This window comes from Citrobacter sp. CK202, from assembly GCF_030333225.1.
Classification (GTDB): Bacteria; Pseudomonadota; Gammaproteobacteria; order Enterobacterales; family Enterobacteriaceae; genus Citrobacter_B; species Citrobacter_B koseri.
This window is the reverse complement of sequence record NZ_JAOWGI010000026.1, coordinates 234829-258625: the sequence shown is the minus strand read 5'-3', so window position 1 is coordinate 258625 and position 23797 is coordinate 234829. Positions and strand designations below refer to the sequence as shown.

8 protein-coding genes are annotated in these 23797 nt (G+C 59.7%); 5 read left to right on the top strand and 3 right to left on the bottom strand.

The genetic code is table 11. The annotated features are described in order from the left end of the window. Positions 1-17: 17 nt before the first annotated feature. From ybtX to ybtP, 3 genes are read right to left on the bottom strand one after another with little or no spacing between them, the layout of a single operon-like run. On the bottom strand, positions 18-1298 hold the full coding sequence (gene ybtX / locus OGX84_RS14055) for a yersiniabactin-associated zinc MFS transporter YbtX (RefSeq protein ID WP_071258473.1): 1281 nt from the start codon (positions 1296-1298) through the stop codon (positions 18-20). Beyond that, positions 1291-3093, bottom strand: a complete 1803-nt coding sequence (ybtQ, locus tag OGX84_RS14050; RefSeq protein WP_286450654.1) for a yersiniabactin ABC transporter ATP-binding/permease protein YbtQ — start codon at positions 3091-3093, stop codon at positions 1291-1293. The genes ybtX and ybtQ overlap by 8 nt, the downstream gene beginning before the upstream one ends. Beyond that, the gene (gene ybtP, locus OGX84_RS14045) at positions 3080-4792 is read right to left on the bottom strand and encodes a yersiniabactin ABC transporter ATP-binding/permease protein YbtP (RefSeq protein WP_047066780.1); all 1713 of its coding nucleotides are present in this window, start codon (positions 4790-4792) and stop codon (positions 3080-3082) included. The genes ybtQ and ybtP overlap by 14 nt, the downstream gene beginning before the upstream one ends. Before the next feature lie 256 nt (positions 4793-5048). On the opposite strand from ybtP, the gene ybtA reads away from it, so the two are divergent. The 5 genes from ybtA to ybtT all read left to right on the top strand — a co-directional run bounded on the left by ybtA (position 5049) and on the right by ybtT (position 23794). Next, positions 5049-6008 carry a yersiniabactin transcriptional regulator YbtA gene (ybtA, locus tag OGX84_RS14040; protein ID WP_047051938.1) on the top strand — a complete coding sequence of 320 codons (960 nt, stop codon included), beginning with the start codon at positions 5049-5051 and terminating at the stop codon, positions 6006-6008. 190 nt (positions 6009-6198) lie between these two features. Further along, positions 6199-12306, top strand: a complete 6108-nt coding sequence (irp2, locus tag OGX84_RS14035) for a yersiniabactin non-ribosomal peptide synthetase HMWP2 (protein ID WP_286458096.1) — start codon at positions 6199-6201, stop codon at positions 12304-12306. A 99-nt stretch (positions 12307-12405) separates the two neighbouring features. After that, positions 12406-21897, top strand: a complete 9492-nt coding sequence (irp1, locus tag OGX84_RS14030) for a yersiniabactin polyketide synthase HMWP1 (RefSeq protein ID WP_286458095.1) — start codon at positions 12406-12408, stop codon at positions 21895-21897. Next, positions 21894-22994 (top strand): yersiniabactin biosynthesis oxidoreductase YbtU, encoded by a 1101-nt coding sequence (gene ybtU, locus OGX84_RS14025; RefSeq protein WP_286458094.1) that lies wholly within the window; start codon positions 21894-21896, stop codon positions 22992-22994. The genes irp1 and ybtU overlap by 4 nt, the downstream gene beginning before the upstream one ends. Further along, positions 22991-23794 carry a yersiniabactin biosynthesis thioesterase YbtT gene (gene ybtT / locus OGX84_RS14020; RefSeq protein WP_286458093.1) on the top strand — a complete coding sequence of 268 codons (804 nt, stop codon included), beginning with the start codon at positions 22991-22993 and terminating at the stop codon, positions 23792-23794. The genes ybtU and ybtT overlap by 4 nt, the downstream gene beginning before the upstream one ends. Positions 23795-23797: the final 3 nt, after the last annotated feature.

The window sequence follows — 23797 nt, the reverse complement described above, 5'->3', positions numbered from 1 at the left end:
TCTGTGTTATTCCCGGATCAATCAATTGCGCTTGTCATCAGTTCTCTTGCCGAATGCAGCCGGATATAAGCAACCCACGCCGCCAGCAACGTGAATGCCCCGGCAAACAGGAAGCAGGCCGCATAGCCAAAATGTTGAGCAACAACGCCGCCGATAACGCCTGCCAGAATGGCGATTGCCGCGTCAGTACATTGAAAGAGGGTGAAGTCGACACCGGCCTGCAAAGGCGATGAAAGCGACATCAGCGTGGCGTAAAGACAGACCAGCGCGCAGGCCAGCGAAATGGACTGGACAATGACCAGACACTGGAGAATCGGCAGCAGCAGATGACCCGGCGCCATCATGAGCGTCATCACCACCGCCAGCAGCGCGATCCCCTGGACGCCATAAGCCGTCAACAGCGCTCTGCCGGGTGAGGTGTATTTCATCAGCAATCCGCCGGCCAGCGTTCCTGCTATGCCCGCTGCAATATTGCCGCCGCTGAACAGCGCGCCCAACGCGGACATGCTTAACCCATGATCCAACAACAGCGGCGCCAGAAGAGGCAGCACAAACCGCATGCCTGAATTCAGCATCAATACCAGCAGTAAGCCCAGGCGCGCCTGTTTCCTCCGTAGCGCATAACCTAACGCCGGAACATGCGGGATAGTCGCTGTTCGCGTCGGCTCCGTAATGCGCCACAGCGGGAGTGACAGCGCCATAATCAGCACCGCCATCATCAGCATGGCGACAGGCCAGCCGGATGCTGCCGACAGCATCAGGAACACCCCGCCACCGCACATCATTCCCAGATAGCTGCCGCCAACCTGCACGCTGTTTCCCCAGCCGTAACCCGCGCGGGTCAGTTGATCGACGCAAAAGCCGTCGCTGGCGATATCAATGGTGGAGGCGACCGTGCCTGCCACCATAAACAGAACAAATAACGCGACGATTTGCGTATCGGGAAATCCCCCTTCTCGCCCAAACGAGCCAATCGCTGCGGCAATCATCAGGATCGCCGCTAGCGCGACCTGACCACGCAGGATTAACATGCGGGAACGGCGTTCCTGGCTACCGGGCGGAAGCCGCCAGCGTTCGATCCACGGCGCCCAAATAAACTTCAGCGCCCAGGGCAGCATGAATAGGGTTGTCGCACCGGCAAGCGCCAGCGAACCGCCAGCAGCGCGCACCAGCGCGGGTAAGGACTGCATAGACAGCGCCGATACCAGGCTCTGCGTCACATAGACGCCGGCAATAGCAAAAATCACCCGCCCGGTCGTCAACGTCAGCGGTTTCACATTCGACTGAACATCACTCATGCACCCACTCTCCAGACGCGGAAACCCCGTCGTCGCGCCACACGCGCGCGGCCATTTGCGCCTGCCACAGCGCCTGATAACGTCCATGATGAGAGAGCAATTGCGCATGAGTACCCTGCTCAACCACCTGTCCCTCTTCCATCACCAGGATGTTTCCGGCCCCGGCGATGGTGGATAAACGGTGGGCGATGATAATCACCGTCCGGTTGTGGACCAGGTTATCGATCGCTTTTTGCACCGCCAGCTCGCTTTCAATATCCAGCGCGGCGGTCGGTTCATCGAGAATGACGACCGGCGCGTTTTTCAATAACGCTCTGGCAATGGAAATCCGCTGGCGCTCGCCGCCCGATAGCTGGCCGCCCATCTCCCCCATTGGCGTCAGCCAGCCTTGCGGAAGACGGGAAATAAACTCAAGGCACTGCGCCGCGCGGGCTGCCTCTTCCACCTCCTGTCGCGTCGCCTGTGGGCGCGCGATACGGATATTCGCCAGCAGCGTGTCATCAAACAGCCAGACATCCTGGAAAACAACAGAAATCAGGCTATTGAGCTGTTCCGGCGTCAGGCGGCGAATATCGACGCCGCCAATAGAAATCTGCCCTTGCTGCGGATCGGCATAGCGCATTAGCAGTTTAGTGACCGTGGTTTTGCCTGCGCCGGAGGCGCCCACCAGCGCGCTCATACTGGCCGCCGGGAACGTCAAAGAAACATGATTAAGCGCGTGGCCGTCGCCTTCTTCGTAGCAATAGCTGACGTTGTCAAAGCGGATATCGTAACGTTCCGGCATCTCGCTTTGCTCTGCGACGGGAAGCGGTGCTATCGCCATAAACTGCTCAATCCGTTGCAGGGCGCTGGCGATCAGTTCCACAACCGAGGTGTAGCTGATAAACATCGCCATCGGTTCTGCAAAGCGCATAATCATCGCGACGGCGGCAATCAGAAAGGCGAGGTTCAGAGTGCCCGTCACCACCCAGACGATCCCGGATAACACCACCACCTGTAGGCCCAACTCCACGACGCTGGCGATCAGCATCGTCGCGCCAGCGCCCTGACGGTGAGTGCGGGTCTGTAAGTTTTCCAGCGCATTGAAATGCGCCAGCAGCGCCCGGCTTTTATCGGCATCGCTGCCGCAGGTGCGCAATACCATCATCCCCTGAGCAAATTCAACGATATCGCCGCTCAGACGCTGGTGCGCTTCCCCCAGCGTCTGCATTTGTCGCCGCATCGCCGGGCGGCGCCAGTAATAAAACGGCACCAGCAGAGGGAAGATCAGCAACATCACCAGCCCCAGCCGCCAGTCTATCCACAATGTCGCCAGCGACGCCGTCAGCGGCGTGACAATGGTGAGCAGCAAAATATTGGCTATCGCAATAACATAATTAAGGTTTTCATCCACGCTGCCCAGCAGCAAGGCGTTCATTTCGCCCGCCCTGCCGCGCTGGAGCTTCTCCAGCGGCACGCGGCGTAACTGCTCGCCAAGTCGCAGGCGCAACTCATGGGTGGCCTGCGCCAGATGACCACGGTATTCAAAGCCCAGGCCATACCAGCGTAGCGCCAGCGTCACAATCGTGGCAACGCTGAAGGCCACAGCCCAGTTGAGAAGTTGCGGCGCGTCTCCCCGTAACAGCGCATCAATGATCGGATAAAGACAGGCAAAGGCGATCCCCTGCATGAATGCCGCCAGCAACAGCGCCAGCATACTGCGCCTCAGCATCCTGGCCTGACTGCCAACGCTGGAGATAAGCTGGCGCCAGATGACGCGCCAGGCCAGGTTATCCGCAGGATTATTGTCTTTCATTTTCCACCACCTCTTCCTGTGTTCCACCCGGCACCCAATGCTGCGCCTGCTGATAGTGTTGCCAGAGCCGTTGATACAGGCCGCCCTGCGCCAACAGTTGCGTATGGTTCCCCATTTCCCTGAGCTGTCCGTCGGAAAACAGCAATATCACATCGGCCTGAGTCACCATTGAAAGACGATGCGCGACCATGATGACCGTCCGGCCGCGCATGGCCGCCGCGAGCGCCTTGATAAGCGCCGCTTCGTTTTCCGGGTCAGCAAACGCCGTCGCCTCATCGAGCACCAGGATGGGGCGATCCTGCAAAAGCGCCCGGGCGATAGTGATGCGCTGCCGCTGGCCGCCGGAGAGAAATACCCCGCGTTCCCCGACTCGCGTGTTGTAACCTTCTGGCAACGCGCTAATAAAATCATGGGCCTGCGCCACTCTGGCCGCCGCTATTACCGCCTCCAGCGGCGTATCCGGCGCGCCCAGACGAATGTTATTGGCTATCGTGTCGGCAAAAAGGAAGTTGTCCTGAAACACAAACGAGAGTTGCTTCATCAGGGTGTCCGTCTGCATATCGCGCAGATCCACGCCGCCAATACGGATATGGCCTTTGTCCGGGTCGGCGTAACGCAGCAGCAAGCGCGCTACGGTGCTTTTTCCGGCGCCGCTTGGCCCGACCAGCGCCACAATTTGCCCGGCAGGCACATGAAAGCTCACCTCCTGCAACGCGGCGCCAGTACGCGCTTGCGGATAATGAAAGCTCACCTGCTCAAAGGTAATGCTCGCCTCTTGCGGCTGCTGGTCAGACTGCGGCAGCGATAACTCCGGCATCGCGAGAACCTGATAAATACGCTGAATGCTTAAACGCGTTTGCGCGACCAGGTTATTGAGCATCATCATTGGCATTACGGCTTCGGCCATTCCGCTGCCCAGCAGTAAAACGGCCACCCACGCGATAAAATCGAGACTGCCATAGTGCAACAGGCCGTATCCCGACCAGATCAGGACAAACAGGGTCGGGAGAGGATTCAGAATCGAGAAGGAAAAACGCGCTGAAAAACCGGCTTTGCGATACCAGGTTTTGAGCACATCGACCCACTCTTCAAGGGCGCGTTGATAGCGTAAAAAACTGGTACTGCCGCTATCAAACGTTCTCACTACGGGCATGGCCTGCACGAACTCAATAACCGCCGCACTGACCTGCTCGCGCGCCTTATGATAACGCTGAGCCATATCTTCCGAACGCTGGCGGGCAAGCACGAGAACAACCGAGCCAAACGCCAGTACCCCCAGCGTCGCGATTGCCAGCCGCCAGTCCAGCCAGAACAAGATAACGATTGTCGCCAGCGGCATGATGATCGCGCGGGCATAGAGCGGCGTGCTGTCGGCCACAAAAATATGTAACGACTTCACGTCATCCAGCATCACTTTCGCTACTGACCCGCTGCCCATTTGCTGTAACACGCCAGGCGGAAGCTGCAATGCTTTACGGGCTAACCTGCTGCGCAGAATGTTCTCCAGATGAAAAGCCGCGTAATGAGAGGTGTTGAACGCCTGCAAGCGCAGAACAAAAGTTAAGACCACGCAGCCGATCACGCCGCCCAGCGGCCAGGCCGGAATAGCGTCAGGCGTCGCGCGAATGTCACGCAGGCTCCACGCCAGAAAAAGGAGCGCCCCCAGGCTGGTTAATGCCGCCAGCCCCGCCAGCGCCATAGCTAAAATAACCTTCCTGCGAACCGGTGTAATCACCTGCCAGAGAGGAAATCGGGACAGCGATTCAGTATTGGATGATTGAGATGACATGGGAGTAACTGAATTTCCTGATGAATTTTTACGGACGCCAAAAACGACAATTCAGGGTGGCGTTCTGAGAATTAATGTGAATAATAACCATTATCAATAACTCATCTACCCCATTCGGTTCTATTTATACCCGCATTGGTCTAAGCCACAGGGAGATAACCAGGTCATGACGGAGTCACCGCAAACGCAATCTGAAATCTCTATTCACCAGTTGGTGGTCGGGAAACCTGCAAACGATGGCAATATTCCTGCTCAGTGTGAACTGCTGCGCTGTTCGTTGCAGGAAGGTATGGATATTTTGCTCTGGAGGGGCCATTTTGCGCGGCCTGAGACGTTGCAGCTACACGACGATCTGGGCAGGATTAACTTCTCGTGCATCCTGGAAGGCACATCGCGCTTTGCGATTCAGGGACTCAGGCGCCGCACCGACTGGGAGCTTGCGCGCAATCGCCATTACATTACCCATACGCCAGACTGCCGCGGCAGCGCCTCCTATTGTGGCCGATTCGAGAGCATTACCCTCTCCTTCAGCCCTGAAACCCTCGCGCTGTGGGTGCCGGATATTAGCGCGGTCATTAAGAATAAGATCGACTCCCACTGCTGTTGCCAGCAGCAGCGTTGTAATGCTGAAACCCACTTAACGGCTCAGGCCTTGCGTCACGCGCTGATGCGCATGCACGGCGGCTTCAGCCATGAACAAAAGCCGTCAACGCTATGGTTGCAGGGGCAAAGTCTGGTCATGCTCAGTCTGGTGCTGGATGAACATCGCGAAGACGCCAGTTGCCTCTCCTGCCACTTCAACCCGATGGAACGCCAGAAACTGCTGCGAGCGAAGGATCTGCTGCTGGCTGATCTGACGCAAGCGCCGGGCGTCGCGGAGCTGGCCAGAGAGTCCGGTCTGAGCGTTCTCAAAATTAAGCGAGGCTTCCGCGTTCTGTTCAACAACAGCGTCTATGGCCTGTTTCAGGCTGAACGAATGCAGGAAGCCAGAAGACGCCTGGCCAACGGCAATACCTCCGTCATGACGGTGGCGGCCGATCTGGGCTATGCCAACGCCAGCCATTTCTCTGCCGCCTTCCAGAAACAGTTTGGCGTAACCCCTTCGACCTTTAAACGCGTGATGTAACCGGGGTCGCGCCCCCCTAAACTCCTCCCTGACAGAGGCCCGGATACCCCATCCGGGCCTCTGTTCTTTCCGCCTGTTACCAACCCGAAACGGGCATAAATAAACCCGTTTCGGGTAGCATCCAATTGTTAATAATTATTATTCTCATATGAGCAATGCTTTTCGGTAAGACGTGCCATCAGGAGGAAGAATGATTTCTGGCGCACCATCTCAGGATTCGCTGTTACCGGACAACCGCCACGCGGCTGATTACCAACAATTACGCGAGCGGCTCATACAGGAACTGAATTTAACGCCGCAGCAGTTACATGAAGAGAGCAACCTGATCCAGGCCGGCCTGGATTCCATAAGATTGATGAGATGGTTACACTGGTTTCGTAAAAATGGCTACCGCCTTACCCTTCGCGAGCTGTATGCCGCCCCCACGCTGGCGGCATGGAACCAGTTAATGCTCAGCCGGTCGCCGGAGAACGCGGAAGAAGAAACGCCGCCCGACGAATCATCCTGGCCGAACATGACCGAAAGTACCCCCTTCCCATTGACGCCAGTACAGCACGCCTACCTGACGGGCCGCATGCCGGGGCAGACGCTTGGCGGCGTGGGTTGCCACCTGTATCAGGAGTTTGAAGGCCATTGTCTGACAGCATCGCAGCTGGAGCAGGCCATCACGACCTTGCTGCAACGCCACCCAATGCTGCATATCGCCTTTCGCCCCGACGGGCAGCAGGTCTGGCTACCGCAACCTTACTGGAACGGCGTCACCGTTCATGATTTACGCCATAACGACGCTGAAAGCCGCCAGGCCTATCTGGACGCACTGCGCCAGCGCCTGAGCCACCGTCTTTTACGCGTGGAAATCGGCGAAACGTTTGATTTTCAGCTGACGCTCTTGCCGGACAATCGCCACCGCCTCCATGTCAATATTGACCTGCTGATTATGGATGCCTCCAGCTTTACGCTTTTCTTCGATGAGCTTAACGCCCTGCTGGCCGGAGAATCGCTGTCGGCTATCGACACCCGCTATGATTTCCGCTCGTATTTGCTGCACCAGCAGAAGATCAATCAACCACTGAGAGACGACGCGCGCGCTTACTGGCTGGCGAAAGCATCGACGCTTCCCCCTGCGCCCGTCTTGCCGCTGGCCTGCGAACCCGCCACGCTGCGTGAAGTCCGTAATACCCGACGCCGCATGATTGTCCCGGCAACACGCTGGCACGCCTTTAGCAACCGGGCCGGCGAATATGGCGTGACGCCAACAATGGCGCTGGCGACCTGTTTTTCTGCCGTGCTGGCTCGCTGGGGCGGCCTGACGCGTCTGCTGCTTAACATCACCTTATTCGACCGCCAGCCGCTGCACCCGGCGGTTGGCGCGATGCTTGCCGACTTCACCAATATTCTTCTGCTGGATACCGCCTGCGACGGCGATACCGTCAGCAACCTGGCGCGTAAAAACCAGCTCACGTTTACGGAGGACTGGGAGCATCGCCACTGGTCCGGCGTCGAGCTACTCCGTGAACTCAAACGCCAGCAGCGCTACCCCCACGGCGCCCCGGTGGTATTTACCAGCAATCTGGGGCGTTCCCTCTACAGCAGCCGCGCAGAATCGCCGTTGGGCGAGCCGGAATGGGGCATCTCGCAAACGCCGCAGGTCTGGATAGATCATCTGGCGTTCGAGCATCACGGCGAGGTCTGGCTGCAATGGGACAGCAACGACGCGCTGTTCCCTCCGGCGTTAGTCGAAACATTGTTCGACGCCTACTGCCAGCTAATTAACCAACTCTGCGATGACGAAAGCGCCTGGCAAAAGCCGTTCGCAGATATGATGCCCGCCAGCCAGCGCGCGATACGCGAACGGGTCAACGCCACCAGCGCCCCCATTCCCGAAGGCTTGCTGCATGAAGGCATTTTCCGTATCGCTCTGCAACAGCCGCAGGCGCTGGCGGTAACGGACATGCGTTATCAGTGGAATTATCATGAGCTGACAGACTATGCCCGCCGTTGTGCAGGCAGGTTAATCGAGTGCGGGGTTCAGCCCGGCGATAATGTGGCTATCACGATGTCGAAAGGCGCAGGACAACTTGTTGCAGTTCTGGCCGTCCTGCTGACCGGGGCGGTTTACGTTCCGGTTTCGCTGGATCAGCCTGCCGCACGGCGCGAGAAAATCTACGCTGACGCCAGCGTCCGGCTGGTGCTCATTTGTCAGCACGACGCCAGCGCCGGGTCAGACGATATTCCCGTCCTTGCCTGGCAGCAGGCCATTGAGGCGGAGCCGATCGCCAACCCGGTAGTACGCGCCCCCACGCAACCGGCCTACATTATCTACACCTCCGGCTCTACCGGTACGCCGAAAGGGGTAGTCATTTCTCACCGGGGAGCGCTTAACACCTGTTGCGATATCAATACCCGCTATCAGGTTGGCCCGCATGACAGGGTGCTGGCCCTCTCCGCCCTGCATTTTGATTTATCGGTTTACGACATTTTTGGCGTACTGCGCGCGGGCGGCGCGCTGGTGATGGTGATGGAAAATCAACGGCGCGATCCTCACGCATGGTGTGAGCTGATCCAGCGCCATCAGGTCACGCTCTGGAACAGCGTCCCGGCGCTGTTCGATATGCTGCTGACCTGGTGTGAAGGTTTCGCCGACGCCACGCCGGAAAACCTGCGCGCAGTGATGCTTTCCGGCGACTGGATCGGGCTTGACCTCCCCGCCCGTTATCGGGCCTTCCGGCCACAAGGACAATTTATCGCGATGGGCGGCGCCACCGAGGCGTCTATCTGGTCTAACGCCTGCGAAATTCACGACGTCCCCGCCCACTGGCGCTCCATCCCTTACGGTTTTCCGCTAACCAACCAACGCTACCGGGTGGTGGATGAACAGGGCCGGGACTGCCCTGACTGGGTGCCGGGTGAATTATGGATTGGCGGCATTGGGGTCGCGGAAGGCTATTTCAACGATCCCCTGCGTAGCGAGCAGCAATTTTTGACGCTCCCGGACGAGCGCTGGTATCGCACCGGCGATCTCGGCTGCTACTGGCCAGATGGCACAATCGAGTTCCTCGGTCGTCGCGACAAGCAGGTCAAAGTCGGAGGATATCGCATCGAGCTGGGCGAAATCGAAAGCGCGCTCAGCCAGTTGGCGGGGGTGAAACAAGCAACCGTTCTGGCGATCGGCGAAAAAGAAAAAACGCTGGCGGCATACGTGGTTCCTCAGGGCGAGGCTTTTTGCGTTACCGATCATCGGGACCCGGCACTGCCGCAGGTGTGGCACACGCTTGCGGGAACGTTGCCCTGTTGCGCCATCTCGCCAGAGATCTCCGCAGAACAGGTAGCCGATTTCCTTCAGCATCGCCTGTTAAAACTGAAGCCGGGTCACACCGCTGGCGCCGATCCTCTCCCCCTGATGAACTCACTCGCTATCCAGCCGCGCTGGCAGGCCGTGGTGGAACGCTGGTTAGCATTTCTGGTGACGCAACGGCGACTGAAGCCCGCTGCTGAAGGTTATCAGGTCTGCGCTGGTGAAGAACGCGAGGATGAACACCCGCACTTCAGCGGACATGACTTAACCTTATCGCAAATTCTTCGCGGCGCCCGTAACGAACTGTCGTTACTGAACGACGCGCAGTGGTCGCCGGAAAGCCTGGCCTTCAACCATCCGGCCAGCGCCCCGTATATTCAGGAACTGGCGACAATTTGCCAACAGCTTGCACAGCGCTTACAGCGCCCGGTACGCCTGCTTGAGGTGGGAACCCGCACTGGCCGCGCCGCAGAATCGCTGTTAGCACAGCTCAACGCCGGACAGATTGAGTATGTCGGGCTTGAGCAGAGCCAGGAGATGCTGCTGAGCGCCCGGCAGAGGCTCGCCCTCTGGCCTGGCGCCCGTCTGTCCCCCTGGAATGCAGACACGCTGGCGGCGCACGCTCACTCGGCGGACATTATCTGGCTTAATAACGCCCTGCATCGTCTGCTGCCGGAAGATCCCGGGCTCCTTGCGACATTACAACAGCTTGCCGTTCCCGGCGCGCTGCTCTACGTGATGGAGTTTCGCCAGTTAACGCCGTCCGCCTTGCTCAGCACGCTTCTGTTAACCGATGGGCAGCCGGAGGCCTTGCTGCATAACAGTGCCGACTGGGCGGCATTATTTAGCGCAGCCGCCTTCAACTGTCAGCATGGCGATGAGGTCGCGGGGTTACAACGCTTCCTCGTACAATGCCCTGACAGGCAGGTGCGCCGCGATCCCCGTCAACTTCAGGCCGCCCTCGCCGGGCGCCTGCCGGGGTGGATGGTGCCGCAACGGATCGTCTTCCTCGACGCCTTACCGCTGACGGCTAACGGGAAGATTGACTATCAGGCGCTGAAGCGTCGTCATACCCCTGAAGCGGAAAACCCGGCCGAAGCGGATTTACCGCAGGGCGACATTGAAAAACAGGTTGCCGCCCTCTGGCAGCAACTCTTATCGACTGGCAATGTCACCAGAGAAACCGACTTCTTCCAGCAAGGCGGCGATAGCCTGCTGGCGACCCGTCTGACCGGGCAACTTCATCAGGCAGGTTATGAAGCGCAATTAAGCGACCTGTTTAATCATCCCCGGCTGGCGGATTTTGCCGCCACGCTGCGGAAAACCGACGTCCCGGTTGAACAACCATTCGTCCACTCCCCTGAAGATCGCTACCAGCCCTTTGCGCTTACCGACGTGCAGCAGGCTTACCTGGTGGGGCGTCAGCCAGGCTTTGCCCTGGGCGGCGTCGGCTCACATTTCTTTGTTGAATTTGAAATTACCGATCTGGATCTCACCCGGCTGGAGACGGTCTGGAACCGATTAATCGCCCGCCACGATATGCTGCGCGCCATCGTGCGTGATGGACAGCAACAGGTGCTCGAACAGACGCCCCCCTGGGTGATACCCGCACACACCCTCCATACGCCTGAAGAGGCATTGCGGGTACGCGAAAAACTGGCGCATCAGGTACTCAACCCCGAAGTGTGGCCGGTATTCGATCTCCAGGTCGGATACGTGGACGGGATGCCCGCCCGCCTGTGGCTGTGTCTGGATAACCTGTTGCTTGACGGTCTGAGCATGCAGATCCTGCTGGCGGAGCTGGAGCACGGCTACCGCTACCCGCAACAGCTGCTTCCGCCTCTGCCCGTTACCTTCAGGGATTATCTGCAACAGCCCTCGCTACAGTCGCCCAATCCAGATTCTCTGGCATGGTGGCAGGCGCAGCTTGATGATATTCCTCCGGCGCCTGCGTTGCCGCTGCGCTGCTTGCCTCAGGAGGTTGAAACACCGCGCTTCGCCCGCCTGAACGGCGCGCTGGACAGCACGCGCTGGCATCGGCTGAAAAAACGGGCGGCTGACGCCCATCTCACCCCGTCGGCCGTGCTGTTATCGGTGTGGTCAACGGTTCTCTCTGCATGGAGTGCGCAGCCTGAGTTCACGCTTAACCTTACGCTTTTCGACAGGCGACCGCTGCACCCGCAAATCAACCAGATTCTGGGCGATTTCACCTCGCTGATGTTGCTGAGCTGGCATCCCGGCGAAAGCTGGCTGCACAGCGCGCAGTCACTACAGCAGCGGCTGAGCCAGAACCTCAACCACCGCGATGTGTCGGCCATCCGCGTGATGCGTCAACTGGCGCAACGGCAAAACGTGCCAGCCGTTCCGATGCCCGTCGTCTTTACCAGCGCGCTGGGCTTTGAGCAGGATAACTTCCTCGCCCGGCGTAATCTGCTCAAACCGGTCTGGGGCATCTCCCAGACGCCGCAGGTCTGGCTCGATCACCAGGTTTATGAATCCGAAGGCGAACTGCGCTTTAACTGGGATTTTGTCGCCGCGCTGTTTCCTGCCGGGCAGGTGGAGCGCCAGTTTGAACAATATTGCGCATTGCTAAACCGAATGGCCGAGGATGAAAGCGGCTGGCAACTGCCGCTCGCCGCGCTGGTGCCTCCCGTTAAACACGCAGGGCAATGCGCAGAGCGCTCACCGCGCGTATGCCCTGAGCACTCTCAGCCACACATTGCGGCGGACGAGAGCACCGTCAGCCTGATTTGCGACGCCTTCCGCGAGGTGGTTGGCGAGTCTGTCACGCCCGCAGAAAACTTCTTTGAGGCGGGCGCAACGTCGCTGAATCTGGTGCAACTGCACGTTTTGTTACAACGTCACGAATTTTCCACCCTGACGTTGCTTGACCTCTTCACCCACCCTTCTCCTGCTGCCCTGGCCGATTATCTGGCCGGCGTCGCCACGGTGGAGAAAACAAAACGTCCTCGCCCTGTTCGCCGTCGTCAGCGGCGGATATAGCGCGAAGCAAACTGATTTTCCCCGGAACGCCATCGCGAACGCCATCGCGAACGCCTGGCGTTCCATTGACTTTGTGAATCTTAGGAAACGGGACCGATTATGGATAACTTGCGCTTCTCTTCTGCGCCGACAGCAGATTCCATTGATGCATCGATCGCTCAACACTACCCGGACTGCGAACCTGTCGCGGTTATCGGCTACGCCTGCCATTTTCCTGAATCGCCGGATGGCGAAACGTTCTGGCAAAACCTGCTGGAAGGTCGTGAATGCAGCCGACGCTTTACGCGCGAAGAGCTACTGGCCGTCGGTCTGGATGCCGCCATCATTGACGATCCTCATTATGTCAATATCGGTACGGTGTTAGACAACGCCGACTGCTTCGACGCCACCCTGTTTGGCTATTCGCGACAGGAAGCGGAGTCGATGGACCCGCAGCAGCGCCTGTTTTTGCAGGCGGTCTGGCATGCGCTGGAACATGCCGGTTATGCCCCCGGCGCCGTCCCCCATAAGACCGGCGTTTTCGCCTCTTCCCGGATGAGTACCTACCCCGGTCGCGAAGCATTGAACGTGACAGAAGTCGCGCAGGTAAAGGGTCTGCAATCTCTGATGGGCAATGATAAAGACTATATTGCCACCCGCGCCGCGTACAAACTCAACCTGCACGGCCCGGCGTTATCGGTACAGACCGCCTGCTCCAGCTCGCTGGTTGCCGTGCATCTGGCCTGTGAAAGCCTGCGCGCAGGCGAATCCGATATGGCGGTTGCCGGCGGCGTGGCGCTCTCTTTCCCTCAGCAGGCGGGCTACCGCTACCAGCCCGGAATGATTTTCTCTCCTGATGGTCACTGTCGTCCCTTTGACGCCTCGGCTGAGGGCACCTGGGCCGGTAACGGTCTCGGCTGCGTGGTGCTGCGTCGCCTGAGAGACGCGCTGCTGTCAGGCGATCCGATTATCTCGGTGATCCTCTCCAGCGCGGTCAACAACGACGGCAACAGAAAGGTCGGCTATACCGCCCCTTCCGTCGCAGGGCAACAGGCGGTCATCGAAGAGGCGTTAATGCTGGCGGCCATCGACGACAGGCAGGTAGGTTACATTGAAACCCACGGCACCGGCACACCGCTGGGCGACGCGATTGAAATTGAAGCGTTACGCAACGTCTATGCGCCTCGCCCGCAGGATCAGCGCTGTGCGCTCGGTTCCGTGAAAAGTAATATGGGCCATCTGGATACCGCAGCGGGCATTGCCGGACTGCTGAAAACCGTTCTGGCAGTCAGCCGCGGGCAAATTCCACCCTTACTGAATTTTCATACCCCCAACCCGGCGCTGAAACTTGAAGAGAGTCCCTTTACCATACCGGTGTCGGCGCAGGCGTGGCAGGATGAAATGCGCTATGCGGGCGTCTCCTCCTTTGGTATTGGCGGCACCAACTGCCATATGATCGTCGCCTCGCTGCCCGACGCGCTCAACGCGCGCCTCCCCAATACGGATAGCGGCAGAAAAAGTACCGCGCTGCTGCTCAGCGCCGCCAGCGACAGCGCGTTGCGGCGGCTGGCGACGGATTATGCCGGGGCGCTGAGGGAGAATGCGGATGCCAGCTCTCTGGCCTTCACGGCCCTGCACGCGCGCCGTCTCGATCTTCCCTTCCGCCTAGCGGCGCCATTAAACCGTGAAACCGCCGCGGCGCTCAGCGACTGGGCCGGTGAGAAATCGGGGGCGCTGGTTTATAGCGGCCACGGCGCCAGCGGCAAGCAGGTGTGGCTGTTTACCGGCCAGGGCTCGCACTGGCGCACTATGGGTCAAACGATGTACCAGCACTCAACGGCGTTTGCCGACACGCTGGATCGCTGTTTTTCCGCCTGTAGCGAAATGCTCACGCCGTCACTGTGCGAAGCGATGTTTAACCCCGATTCGGCGCAGCTGGACAATATGGCCTGGGCGCAGCCAGCGATTGTCGCGTTTGAAATCGCGATGGCGGCGCACTGGCGCGCTGAAGGACTGAAGCCAGACTTCGCCATTGGGCATTCCGTCGGTGAATTTGCCGCTGCCGTCGTCTGCGGACACTATACGATTGAACAGGTCATGCCACTGGTTTGTCGGCGCGGCGCGCTAATGCAGCAGTGCGCAAGCGGCGCAATGGTGGCGGTATTTGCAGACGAAGACACGCTGATGCCGCTGGCTCGCCAGTTTGAGCTGGATCTCGCCGCCAACAACGGTACGCAACATACGGTATTTTCCGGGCCGGAAGCCCGTCTCGCGGTATTTTGCGCCACGCTCTCGCAGCATGACATTAACTATCGTCGCCTGAGCGTAACCGGCGCGGCGCACTCCGCTTTACTGGAGCCGATACTCGATCGGTTCCAGGACGCCTGCGCAGGGCTGCACGCGGAGCCGGGGCAAATACCGATTATTTCCACGCTCACCGCCGACGTCATTAATGAGTCAACGCTCAACCAGGCGGATTACTGGCGCCGACACATGCGCCAGCCGGTGCGTTTTATCCAGAGTATTCAGGTGGCGCATCAGCTCGGTGCCCGCGTTTTTCTGGAGATGGGGCCCGATGCCCAGTTGGTTGCTTCCGGGCAGCGCGAATACCGCGATAACGCATACTGGATAGCCAGCGCCCGGCGTAACAAAGAGGCGAGCGATGTCCTCAATCAGGCCCTGCTCCAGCTTTACGCTGCCGGCGTCGCCCTACCGTGGGCCGACCTACTGGCGGGTGATGGACAACGTATCGCTGCGCCATGTTATCCGTTTGATACTGAGCGTTACTGGAAAGAGCGCGTCTCCCCGGCCTGCGGGCCAGCCGACGCAGCGCTGTCTGCCGGGCTGGAGGTGGCGAGTCGCGCCGCGACAGCGCTCGATCTCCCCCGTCTGGAAGCGCTTAAACAGTGCGCCACGCGACTGCACGCCATCTACGTCGATCAACTGGTACAACGCTGTACCGGCGATGCCATTGAGAACGGCGTGGACGCCATGACCATCATGCGCCGTGGACGTCTGCTGCCCCGCTACCAGCAGCTACTCCAGCGCCTGCTGAATAACTGCGTGGTCGACGGCGATTACCGCTGCACCGACGGGCGATACGCTCGCGCCCGCCCCATTGAACATCAACAGCGGGAATCACTGCTGACGGAACTTGCCGGTTATTGTGAAGGTTTTCAGGCTATTCCCGACACCATCGCCCGTGCCGGCGATCGGTTATATGACATGATGAGCGGCGCGGAAGAACCGGTGGCGATTATCTTCCCGCAAAGCGCCTCTGACGGCGTGGAAGTGCTGTATCAGGAATTCAGCTTTGGCCGCTATTTCAACCAAATCGCCGCCGGGGTATTACGCGGCATTGTCCAGACGCGTCAGCCCCGCCAGCCGTTGCGTATTCTTGAAGTTGGCGGCGGAACCGGCGGCACCACCGCGTGGCTACTGCCGGAACTCAACGGCGTTCCGGCGCTGGAGTACCACTTCACCGATATCTCGGCGCTGTTCACCCGCCGCGCCCAGCAGAAATTCGCCGACTATGATTTTGTGAAGTATAGCGAGCTGGATCTCGAAAAAGAGGCGCAGTCTCAGGGTTTCCAGGCACAGTCTTACGATCTTATCGTGGCAGCGAACGTGATTCACGCCACCCGCCATATTGGTCGCACGCTCGATAATCTGCGCCCCCTGCTCAAGCCGGGCGGGCGCCTGCTGATGCGCGAAATCACCCAGCCAATGCGTCTGTTTGACTTCGTTTTCGGCCCGCTGGTTCTTCCGCTACAGGATCTCGACGCCCGCGAAGGTGAGTTATTCCTCACCACCGCTCAGTGGCAGCAACAGTGCCGCCACGCCGGATTCAGCAAAGTGGCGTGGCTACCGCAGGATGGCAGCCCGACCGCCGGGATGAGCGAACATATCATTCTCGCCACGCTGCCCGGTCAGGCGGTTAGCGCCGTAACATTCACCGCGCCATCAGAACCCGTGTTGGGGCAGGCGCTGACGGATAACGGTGATTATCTCGCCGACTGGTCTGATTGCGCAGGTCAGCCTGAACGGTTTAACGCCCGCTGGCAGGAGGCCTGGCGTCTGCTCTCACAGCGTCATGGCGACGCTCTGCCTGTGGAACCGCCCCCCGTCGCCGCCCCGGAGTGGCTGGAGGAGGTTCGCTTAAGCTGGCAAAACGAAGCCTTTTCCCGCGGTCAGATGCGCGTTGAAGCCCGTCATCCTGATGGCGAGTGGCTGCTGCTATCGCCCGCCGCGCCTCTTCCTGCGCCGCAGACGCATTATCAATGGCTCTGGACGCCCCTCAGCATCGCCAGCGTTGACCATCCGCTTACCTTCAGCTTCAGCGCCGGTACGCTTGCGCGCAGCGACGAGCTGGCGCAATACGGCATCATTCACGATCCGCACACCTCTTCGCGACTGATGATTGTTGAGGAGAGCGAGGATACGCTGGCCTTAGCGGAGAAAGTGATAGCAGCGCTCATCGCCAGCGCAGCCGGATTGATTGTGGTCACTCGCCGCGCGTGGCGAGTCGAGGACAATGAGGCACTCTCTGCGTCCCATCACGCGCTATGGGCCTTGCTTCGCGTCGCGGCCAACGAACAGCCGGAACGGTTGATTGCCGCCATCGATCTCGCCGAAAACACCCCGTGGGAAACGCTGCATCAAGGGTTAAGCGCAGTCTCACAATCACAGCGCTGGCTTGCCGCGCGGGGTGACACCCTCTGGCTCCCTTCACTGGCGCCCAATACGGGATGCGCCGCCGAATTACCGGCAAACGTGTTTACCGGCGATAACCGCTGGCATCTGGTGACCGGAGCGTTTGGCGGATTAGGCCGCCTTGCCGTGAACTGGCTCAGAGAAAAAGGGGCGCGACGCATCGCCCTGCTGGCGCCGCGCGTGGATGAGTCATGGCTACGCGATGTGGAGGGCGGGCAGACGCGCGTCTGCCGTTGTGATGTGGGCGATGCCGGGCAACTGGCCACGGTTCTTGACGATCTGGCGGCCAACGGCGGCATTGCCGGAGCGATTCATGCCGCTGGCGTATTGGCTGACGCGCCCTTGCAGGAGCTTGACGACCACCAGCTGGCCACCGTTTTTGCGGTAAAAGCGCAGGCGGCAAACCAGCTGTTGCAAACCCTGCGCAACCACGACGGACGCTATCTTATTCTCTACTCTTCCGCTGCCGCCACCCTCGGCGCGCCGGGTCAGAGCGCCCATGCGCTGGCCTGCGGCTACCTGGACGGGCTGGCCCAGCAGTTTTCCACCCTTGATGCGCCGAAAACGCTCTCTGTCGCCTGGGGCGCATGGGGAGAAAGCGGTCGGGCGGCCGCGCCGGAAATGCTGGCGACGCTCGCCAGCCGAGGTATGGGCGCGTTAAGCGATGCCGAAGGCTGCTGGCACCTGGAACAGGCGGTGATGCGCGGCGCCCCGTGGCGACTGGCGATGCGCGTTTTTACCGACAAAATGCCCCCGTTACAACAGGCTCTGTTTAACATCAGCGCCACAGAAAAAGCCGCAACGCCGGTCATTCCTCCTGCTGATGACAACGCCTTTAACGGCAGCCTGAGCGATGAAACAGCGGTGATGGCATGGCTGAAAAAGCGGATTGCGGTTCAGCTAAGGCTGAGCGATCCGGCGTCACTGCATCCAAACCAGGATCTGTTGCAACTCGGCATGGACTCGCTGCTCTTCCTTGAACTCAGTAGCGATATTCAGCACTACCTGGGCGTACGCATCAATGCGGAACGGGCGTGGCAGGATCTGTCTCCTCATGGACTCACGCAGCTTATCTGTTCTAAGCCAGAGGCGACGCCTGCCGCTTCGCAGCCGGAAGTGTTGCGGCACGACGCCGACGAGCGTTATGCGCCCTTCCCTTTGACGCCCATTCAGCACGCCTACTGGCTGGGGCGAACCCACCTCATTGGCTATGGCGGCGTCGCCTGTCACGTCCTGTTTGAGTGGGATAAACGCCACGATGAGTTCGATCTCGCCATACTGGAGAAAGCATGGAACCAGCTCATCGCACGCCACGATATGTTGCGTATGGTGGTTGATGCCGACGGGCAACAGCGAGTCCTGGCGACAACGCCGGAGTATCACATCCAGCGCGACGATCTGCGCGCGCTTTCCCCGGAAGAACAGCGCATCGCGCTGGAAAAACGGCGGCATGAACTGAGCTATCGCGTTTTGCCTGCCGACCAGTGGCCTCTCTTTGAGCTGGTGGTCAGCGAAATCGACGATTGCCATTACCGCCTGCACATGAACCTCGACCTTTTGCAGTTCGATGTGCAGAGTTTTAAAGTCATGATGGACGATCTGGCGCAGGTCTGGCGCGGTGAAACGCTGGCGCCGCTCGCTATTACCTTCCGTGATTATGTGATGGCTGAACAGGCGCGCCGACAGACATCGGCATGGCACGATGCCTGGGATTACTGGCAGGAAAAACTGCCGCAACTGCCTTTAGCGCCAGAGCTGCCGGTGGTTGAGACGCCCCCGGAAACGCCACACTTCACCACCTTCAAATCGACGATCGGCAAGACAGAATGGCAGACCGTGAAACAGCGCTGGCAGCAGCAAGGCGTCACACCGTCTGCCGCGCTGCTCACGCTGTTTGCCGCCACCCTTGAGCGCTGGAGCCGCACCACGGCATTTACGCTGAACCTGACGTTCTTCAATCGCCAGCCGATCCATCCGCAAATCAACCAGTTGATTGGTGATTTTACCTCCGTCACGCTGGTTGATTTTAACTTCTCAACGCCGGTGACGTTGCAAGAGCAGATGCAACAGACCCAACAGCGCCTCTGGCAAAACATGGCGCACAGTGAAATGAACGGTGTTGAGGTGATCCGTGAGCTGGGCCGCCTGCGCGGGTCACAACGTCAACCGCTGATGCCGGTGGTGTTTACCAGTATGCTGGGGATGACGCTGGAAGGCATGACTATCGATCAGGCAATGAGCCATCTGTTCGGCGAACCCTGCTATGTGTTCACGCAAACGCCGCAGGTCTGGCTGGATCATCAGGTCATGGAGAGCGACGGCGAGTTGATGTTTAGCTGGTACTGCATGGACAACGTGCTGGAACCCGGCGCTGCCGAGGCGATGTTTAATGACTATTGCGCCATCCTGCAAGCCGTCATCGCCAACCCTGAAAGCCTGAAGACTCTCGCCAGCGGCATCGCCGGGCACATTCCTCGCCGACGCTGGCCGCTGAACGCACAGACGGACTACGACCTGCGGGATATTGAGCAGGCGACGCTCGAATACCCCGGCATCCGGCAGGCCAGAGCGGAAATAACCGAACAGGGCGCGTTGACGCTGGATATCGTGATGGCCGACGATCCGTCGCCATCAGCGGCGACGCCTGATGAGCACGAACTTACCCAACTGGCGCTGCCGTTGCCTGAGCAGGCGCAGCTTGATGAGCTGGAGGCGACCTGGCGCTGGCTGGAGGCGCGTGCGCTACAGGGGATCGCGGCCACGCTAAATCGTCACGGCCTGTTTACCACGCCGGAGATCGCCCATCGCTTTAGCGCAATAGTACAGGCGCTGTCCGCACAAGCGTCTCACCAGCGTCTGCTGCGCCAGTGGCTACAGTGTCTGACGGAAAGAGCGTGGTTAACCCGCGAAGGTGAAAGCTGGCGCTGCCGCATTCCGCTCAGCGAGATTCCTGAGCCTCAGGAAGCGTGCCCGCCAAGCCAATGGAGCCAGGCGCTGGCGCAGTATCTGGAAACCTGCATCGCCCGGCACGACGCCCTCTTCTCCGGGCGGTGTTCTCCGCTGGAATTGCTGTTCAACGAGCAGCATCGCGTTACCGACGCGCTGTATCGCGACAACCCCGCCAGCGCCTGTCTGAATCGCTATACCGCGCAGATTGCCGCCTTATGCGGCGCAGAACGGATTCTGGAGGTTGGCGCCGGAACCGCAGCCACTACCGCGCCGGTGCTGAAGGCCACGCGGAACACGCGGCAGTCGTACCACTTCACGGACGTCTCCGCGCAGTTCCTCAATGACGCCAGAGCCCGTTTCCATGATGAATCGCGGGTGTCTTATGCCTTGTTCGACATCAACCAGCCGCTGGATTTCACCGCCCACCCGGAAGCGGGTTACGACCTGATCATCGCCGTCAATGTGCTCCACGACGCCAGCCATGTCGTCCAGACGTTGCGCAGATTAAAACTGTTGCTGAAAGCCGGCGGACGTTTGCTGATCGTTGAAGCGACGGAGCGAAACAGCGTATTCCAGCTGGCGAGCGTGGGCTTTATTGAGGGATTAAGCGGATACCGCGATTTCCGCCGCCGGGATGAGAAACCGATGCTCACCCGCTCCGCATGGCAGGAGGTTCTCGTTCAGGCCGGGTTTGCAAACGAGCTGGCGTGGCCCGCGCAGGAATCGTCGCCGCTGCGCCAGCATCTGCTGATGGCGCGTTCGCCTGGCGTAAATCGCCCGGATAAAGAAGCCGTGAGCCGCTATTTACAGCAGCGCTTTGGCACCGGTCTGCCCGTTTTACAGATCCGGCAAAGAGAAGCGTTATTTACGCCGCTGCATGCCCCGTCTGATGCGCTGATTGAGCCAGCCAAACCCACGCCAGTTGCCGGGGGGAATCCGGCGCTGGAAAAACAGGTGGCTGAACTCTGGCAATCGCTGCTGTCTCGCCCCGTGGCAAGGCATCACGACTTTTTCGAACTGGGCGGCGACAGCCTGATGGCGACAAGGATGGTCGCGCAGCTAAACCGGAGAGGGATTGCCAGGGCTAACCTTCAGGATCTGTTCAGCCATTCGACGCTGAGCGACTTCTGCGCCCATCTACAGGCGGCGACGTCAGGAGAGGACAACCCGATACCCCTTTGCCAGGGCGACGGCGACGAAACCCTGTTCGTCTTCCACGCTTCGGACGGCGATATCAGCGCCTGGCTGCCGCTCGCCAGCGCGCTGAACAGGCGCGTTTTCGGCCTGCAAGCAAAATCGCCGCAGCGCTTTGCCACGCTCGACCAGATGATCGATGAATATGTCGGGTGCATCCGTCGCCAGCAGCCTCACGGCCCTTATGTGCTGGCGGGTTGGTCGTATGGCGCGTTTCTTGCGGCGGGCGCCGCACAGCGCCTGTACGCCAAAGGCGAACAGGTTCGGATCGCGTTAATCGATCCCGTGTGCCGACAGGATTTCTGTTGCGAAAACCGGGCGGCCCTGCTGCGCCTGTTAGCCGAAGGACAAACGCCTCTGGCACTGCCCGAACATTTCGACCAGCAGACGCCCGACAGCCAGCTTGCCGACTTTATCAGCCTCGCTAAAACGGCCGGTATGGTGTCGCAAAACCTGACGCTGCAAGCGGCAGAAACGTGGCTCGACAACATCGCGCATCTGCTGCGTTTACTGACTGAGCATACGCCGGGCGAAAGCGTTCCTGTCCCCTGTCTCATGGTGTATGCCGCCGGGAGACCCGCGCGCTGGACGCCAGCAGAAACCGAGTGGCAGGGCTGGATAAACAACGCCGACGACGCTGTGATTGAAGCCAGCCACTGGCAAATCATGATGGAAGCCCCTCACGTTCAGGCTTGTGCGCAACACATTACGCGCTGGCTTTGCGCAACCTCAACGCAACCGGAGAACACGTTATGATGCCGTCCGCCTCCCCAAAACAACGCGTACTGATTGTGGGCGCCAAATTTGGCGAAATGTACCTGAATGCCTTTATGCAGCCCCCGGAGGGGCTGGAACTGGTCGGCCTGCTGGCGCAGGGAGGCGCCCGCTCAAGAGAGCTGGCCCATGCGTTTGGCATTCCGCTGTATACCTCGCCGGAACAGATAACCAGGATGCCGGATATCGCCTGTATTGTCGTGCGTTCGACCGTCGCCGGAGGAACCGGTACGCAGCTTGCCAGACACTTTCTGGCGCGCGGCGTACACGTCATTCAGGAGCATCCCCTCCACCCGGATGACATCAGTTCCTTACAAACGCTGGCGCAGGAACAGGGCTGCCGCTATTGGATAAACACGTTTTATCCGCATACGCGCGCAGGACGTACATGGCTTCGCGATGCGCAGCAGCTGCGTCGCTGCCTGGCTAAGACGCCGCCGGTAGTCCACGCCACCACCAGCCGACAGTTGCTCTACTCCACGCTGGATTTGTTGTTGCTGGCTCTGGGCGTTGATGCCGCCGCCGTAGAGTGCGACGTGGTTGGCAGCTTTAGCGATTTTCACTGTCTGAGACTCTTCTGGCCGGAGGGAGAAGCCTGTCTGCTGCTTCAGCGCTATCTCGATCCTGACGATCCAGATATGCATAGCCTTATCATGCACCGCCTGCTGCTGGGCTGGCCGGAAGGTCATCTTTCGCTGGAGGCGAGCTACGGCCCCGTCATCTGGTCATCCAGCCTGTTTGTCGCAGACCATCAGGAGAACGCCCACAGTCTCTACCGCAGACCGGAGATCCTGCGCGATCCGCCGGGTCTGACGCGCAGCGCGGCGCCCCTGAGCTGGCGTGACTGCTGCGAAACCGTCGGGCCGGAGGGCGTCAGCTGGTTGCTACACCAGTTGCGCAGCCATCTGGCGGGCGAACATCCACCAGCGGCCTGCCAAAGCGTACATCAGATCGCGTTATCACGGTTATGGCAGCAGATTTTACGTAAGACCGGCAATGCGGAGATCAGACGCCTGACGCCGCCGCACCACGACCGGTTAGCCGGTTTCTACAACGATGATGATAAGGAGGCGCTGTGACGCAATCTGTAATGTGCATCCCGCTGTGGCCCGCCCGGAACGGCAATACTGCGCATCTGGTCATGTGCCCTTTCGCTGGCGGCAGCAGTAGCGCGTTTCGCCACTGGCAAGCTGAGCAACTGGCTGATTGCGCGCTTTCTCTGGTGATCTGGCCGGGGCGCGATCGCCTTCGCCATCTGGAACCGCTCAGAAGCATTACACAACTGGCGGCACTGCTGGCGAACGAGCTGGAAGCATCCATATCGCCTGACACGCCGCTTTTACTCGCCGGGCACAGCATGGGGGCGCAGGTGGCGTTTGAAACCTGCCGACTTCTGGAGCAACGGAGGCATGCGCCGCAAGGACTGATTATTTCCGGGTGCCATGCCCCGCATCTGCATTCTGAACGCCAGCTCAGCCATCGCGATGATGCCGACTTTATCGCTGAACTGATAGACATTGGCGGATGTTCTCCTGAACTGCGGGAAAACCAGGAATTAATGTCGCTGTTTCTTCCTCTTCTGCGCGCTGATTTTTACGCCACCGAGAGCTATCACTACGACTCGCCCGACGTCTGTCCGCCGCTGCGCACGCCTGCGCTGTTATTGTGCGGCAGCCACGATCGCGAAGCCTCCTGGCAGCAGGTCGATGCCTGGCGTCAGTGGCTGAGCCACGTTACAGGCCCGGTGGTGATTGACGGCGATCATTTCTATCCCATTCAACAAGCCCGGTCATTTTTTGCGCAGATTGTCCGCCATTTTCCCCACGCATTTTCTGCAATGACCGCTTTGCAAAAACAGCCCAGCACTTCAGAAAGGTGACGC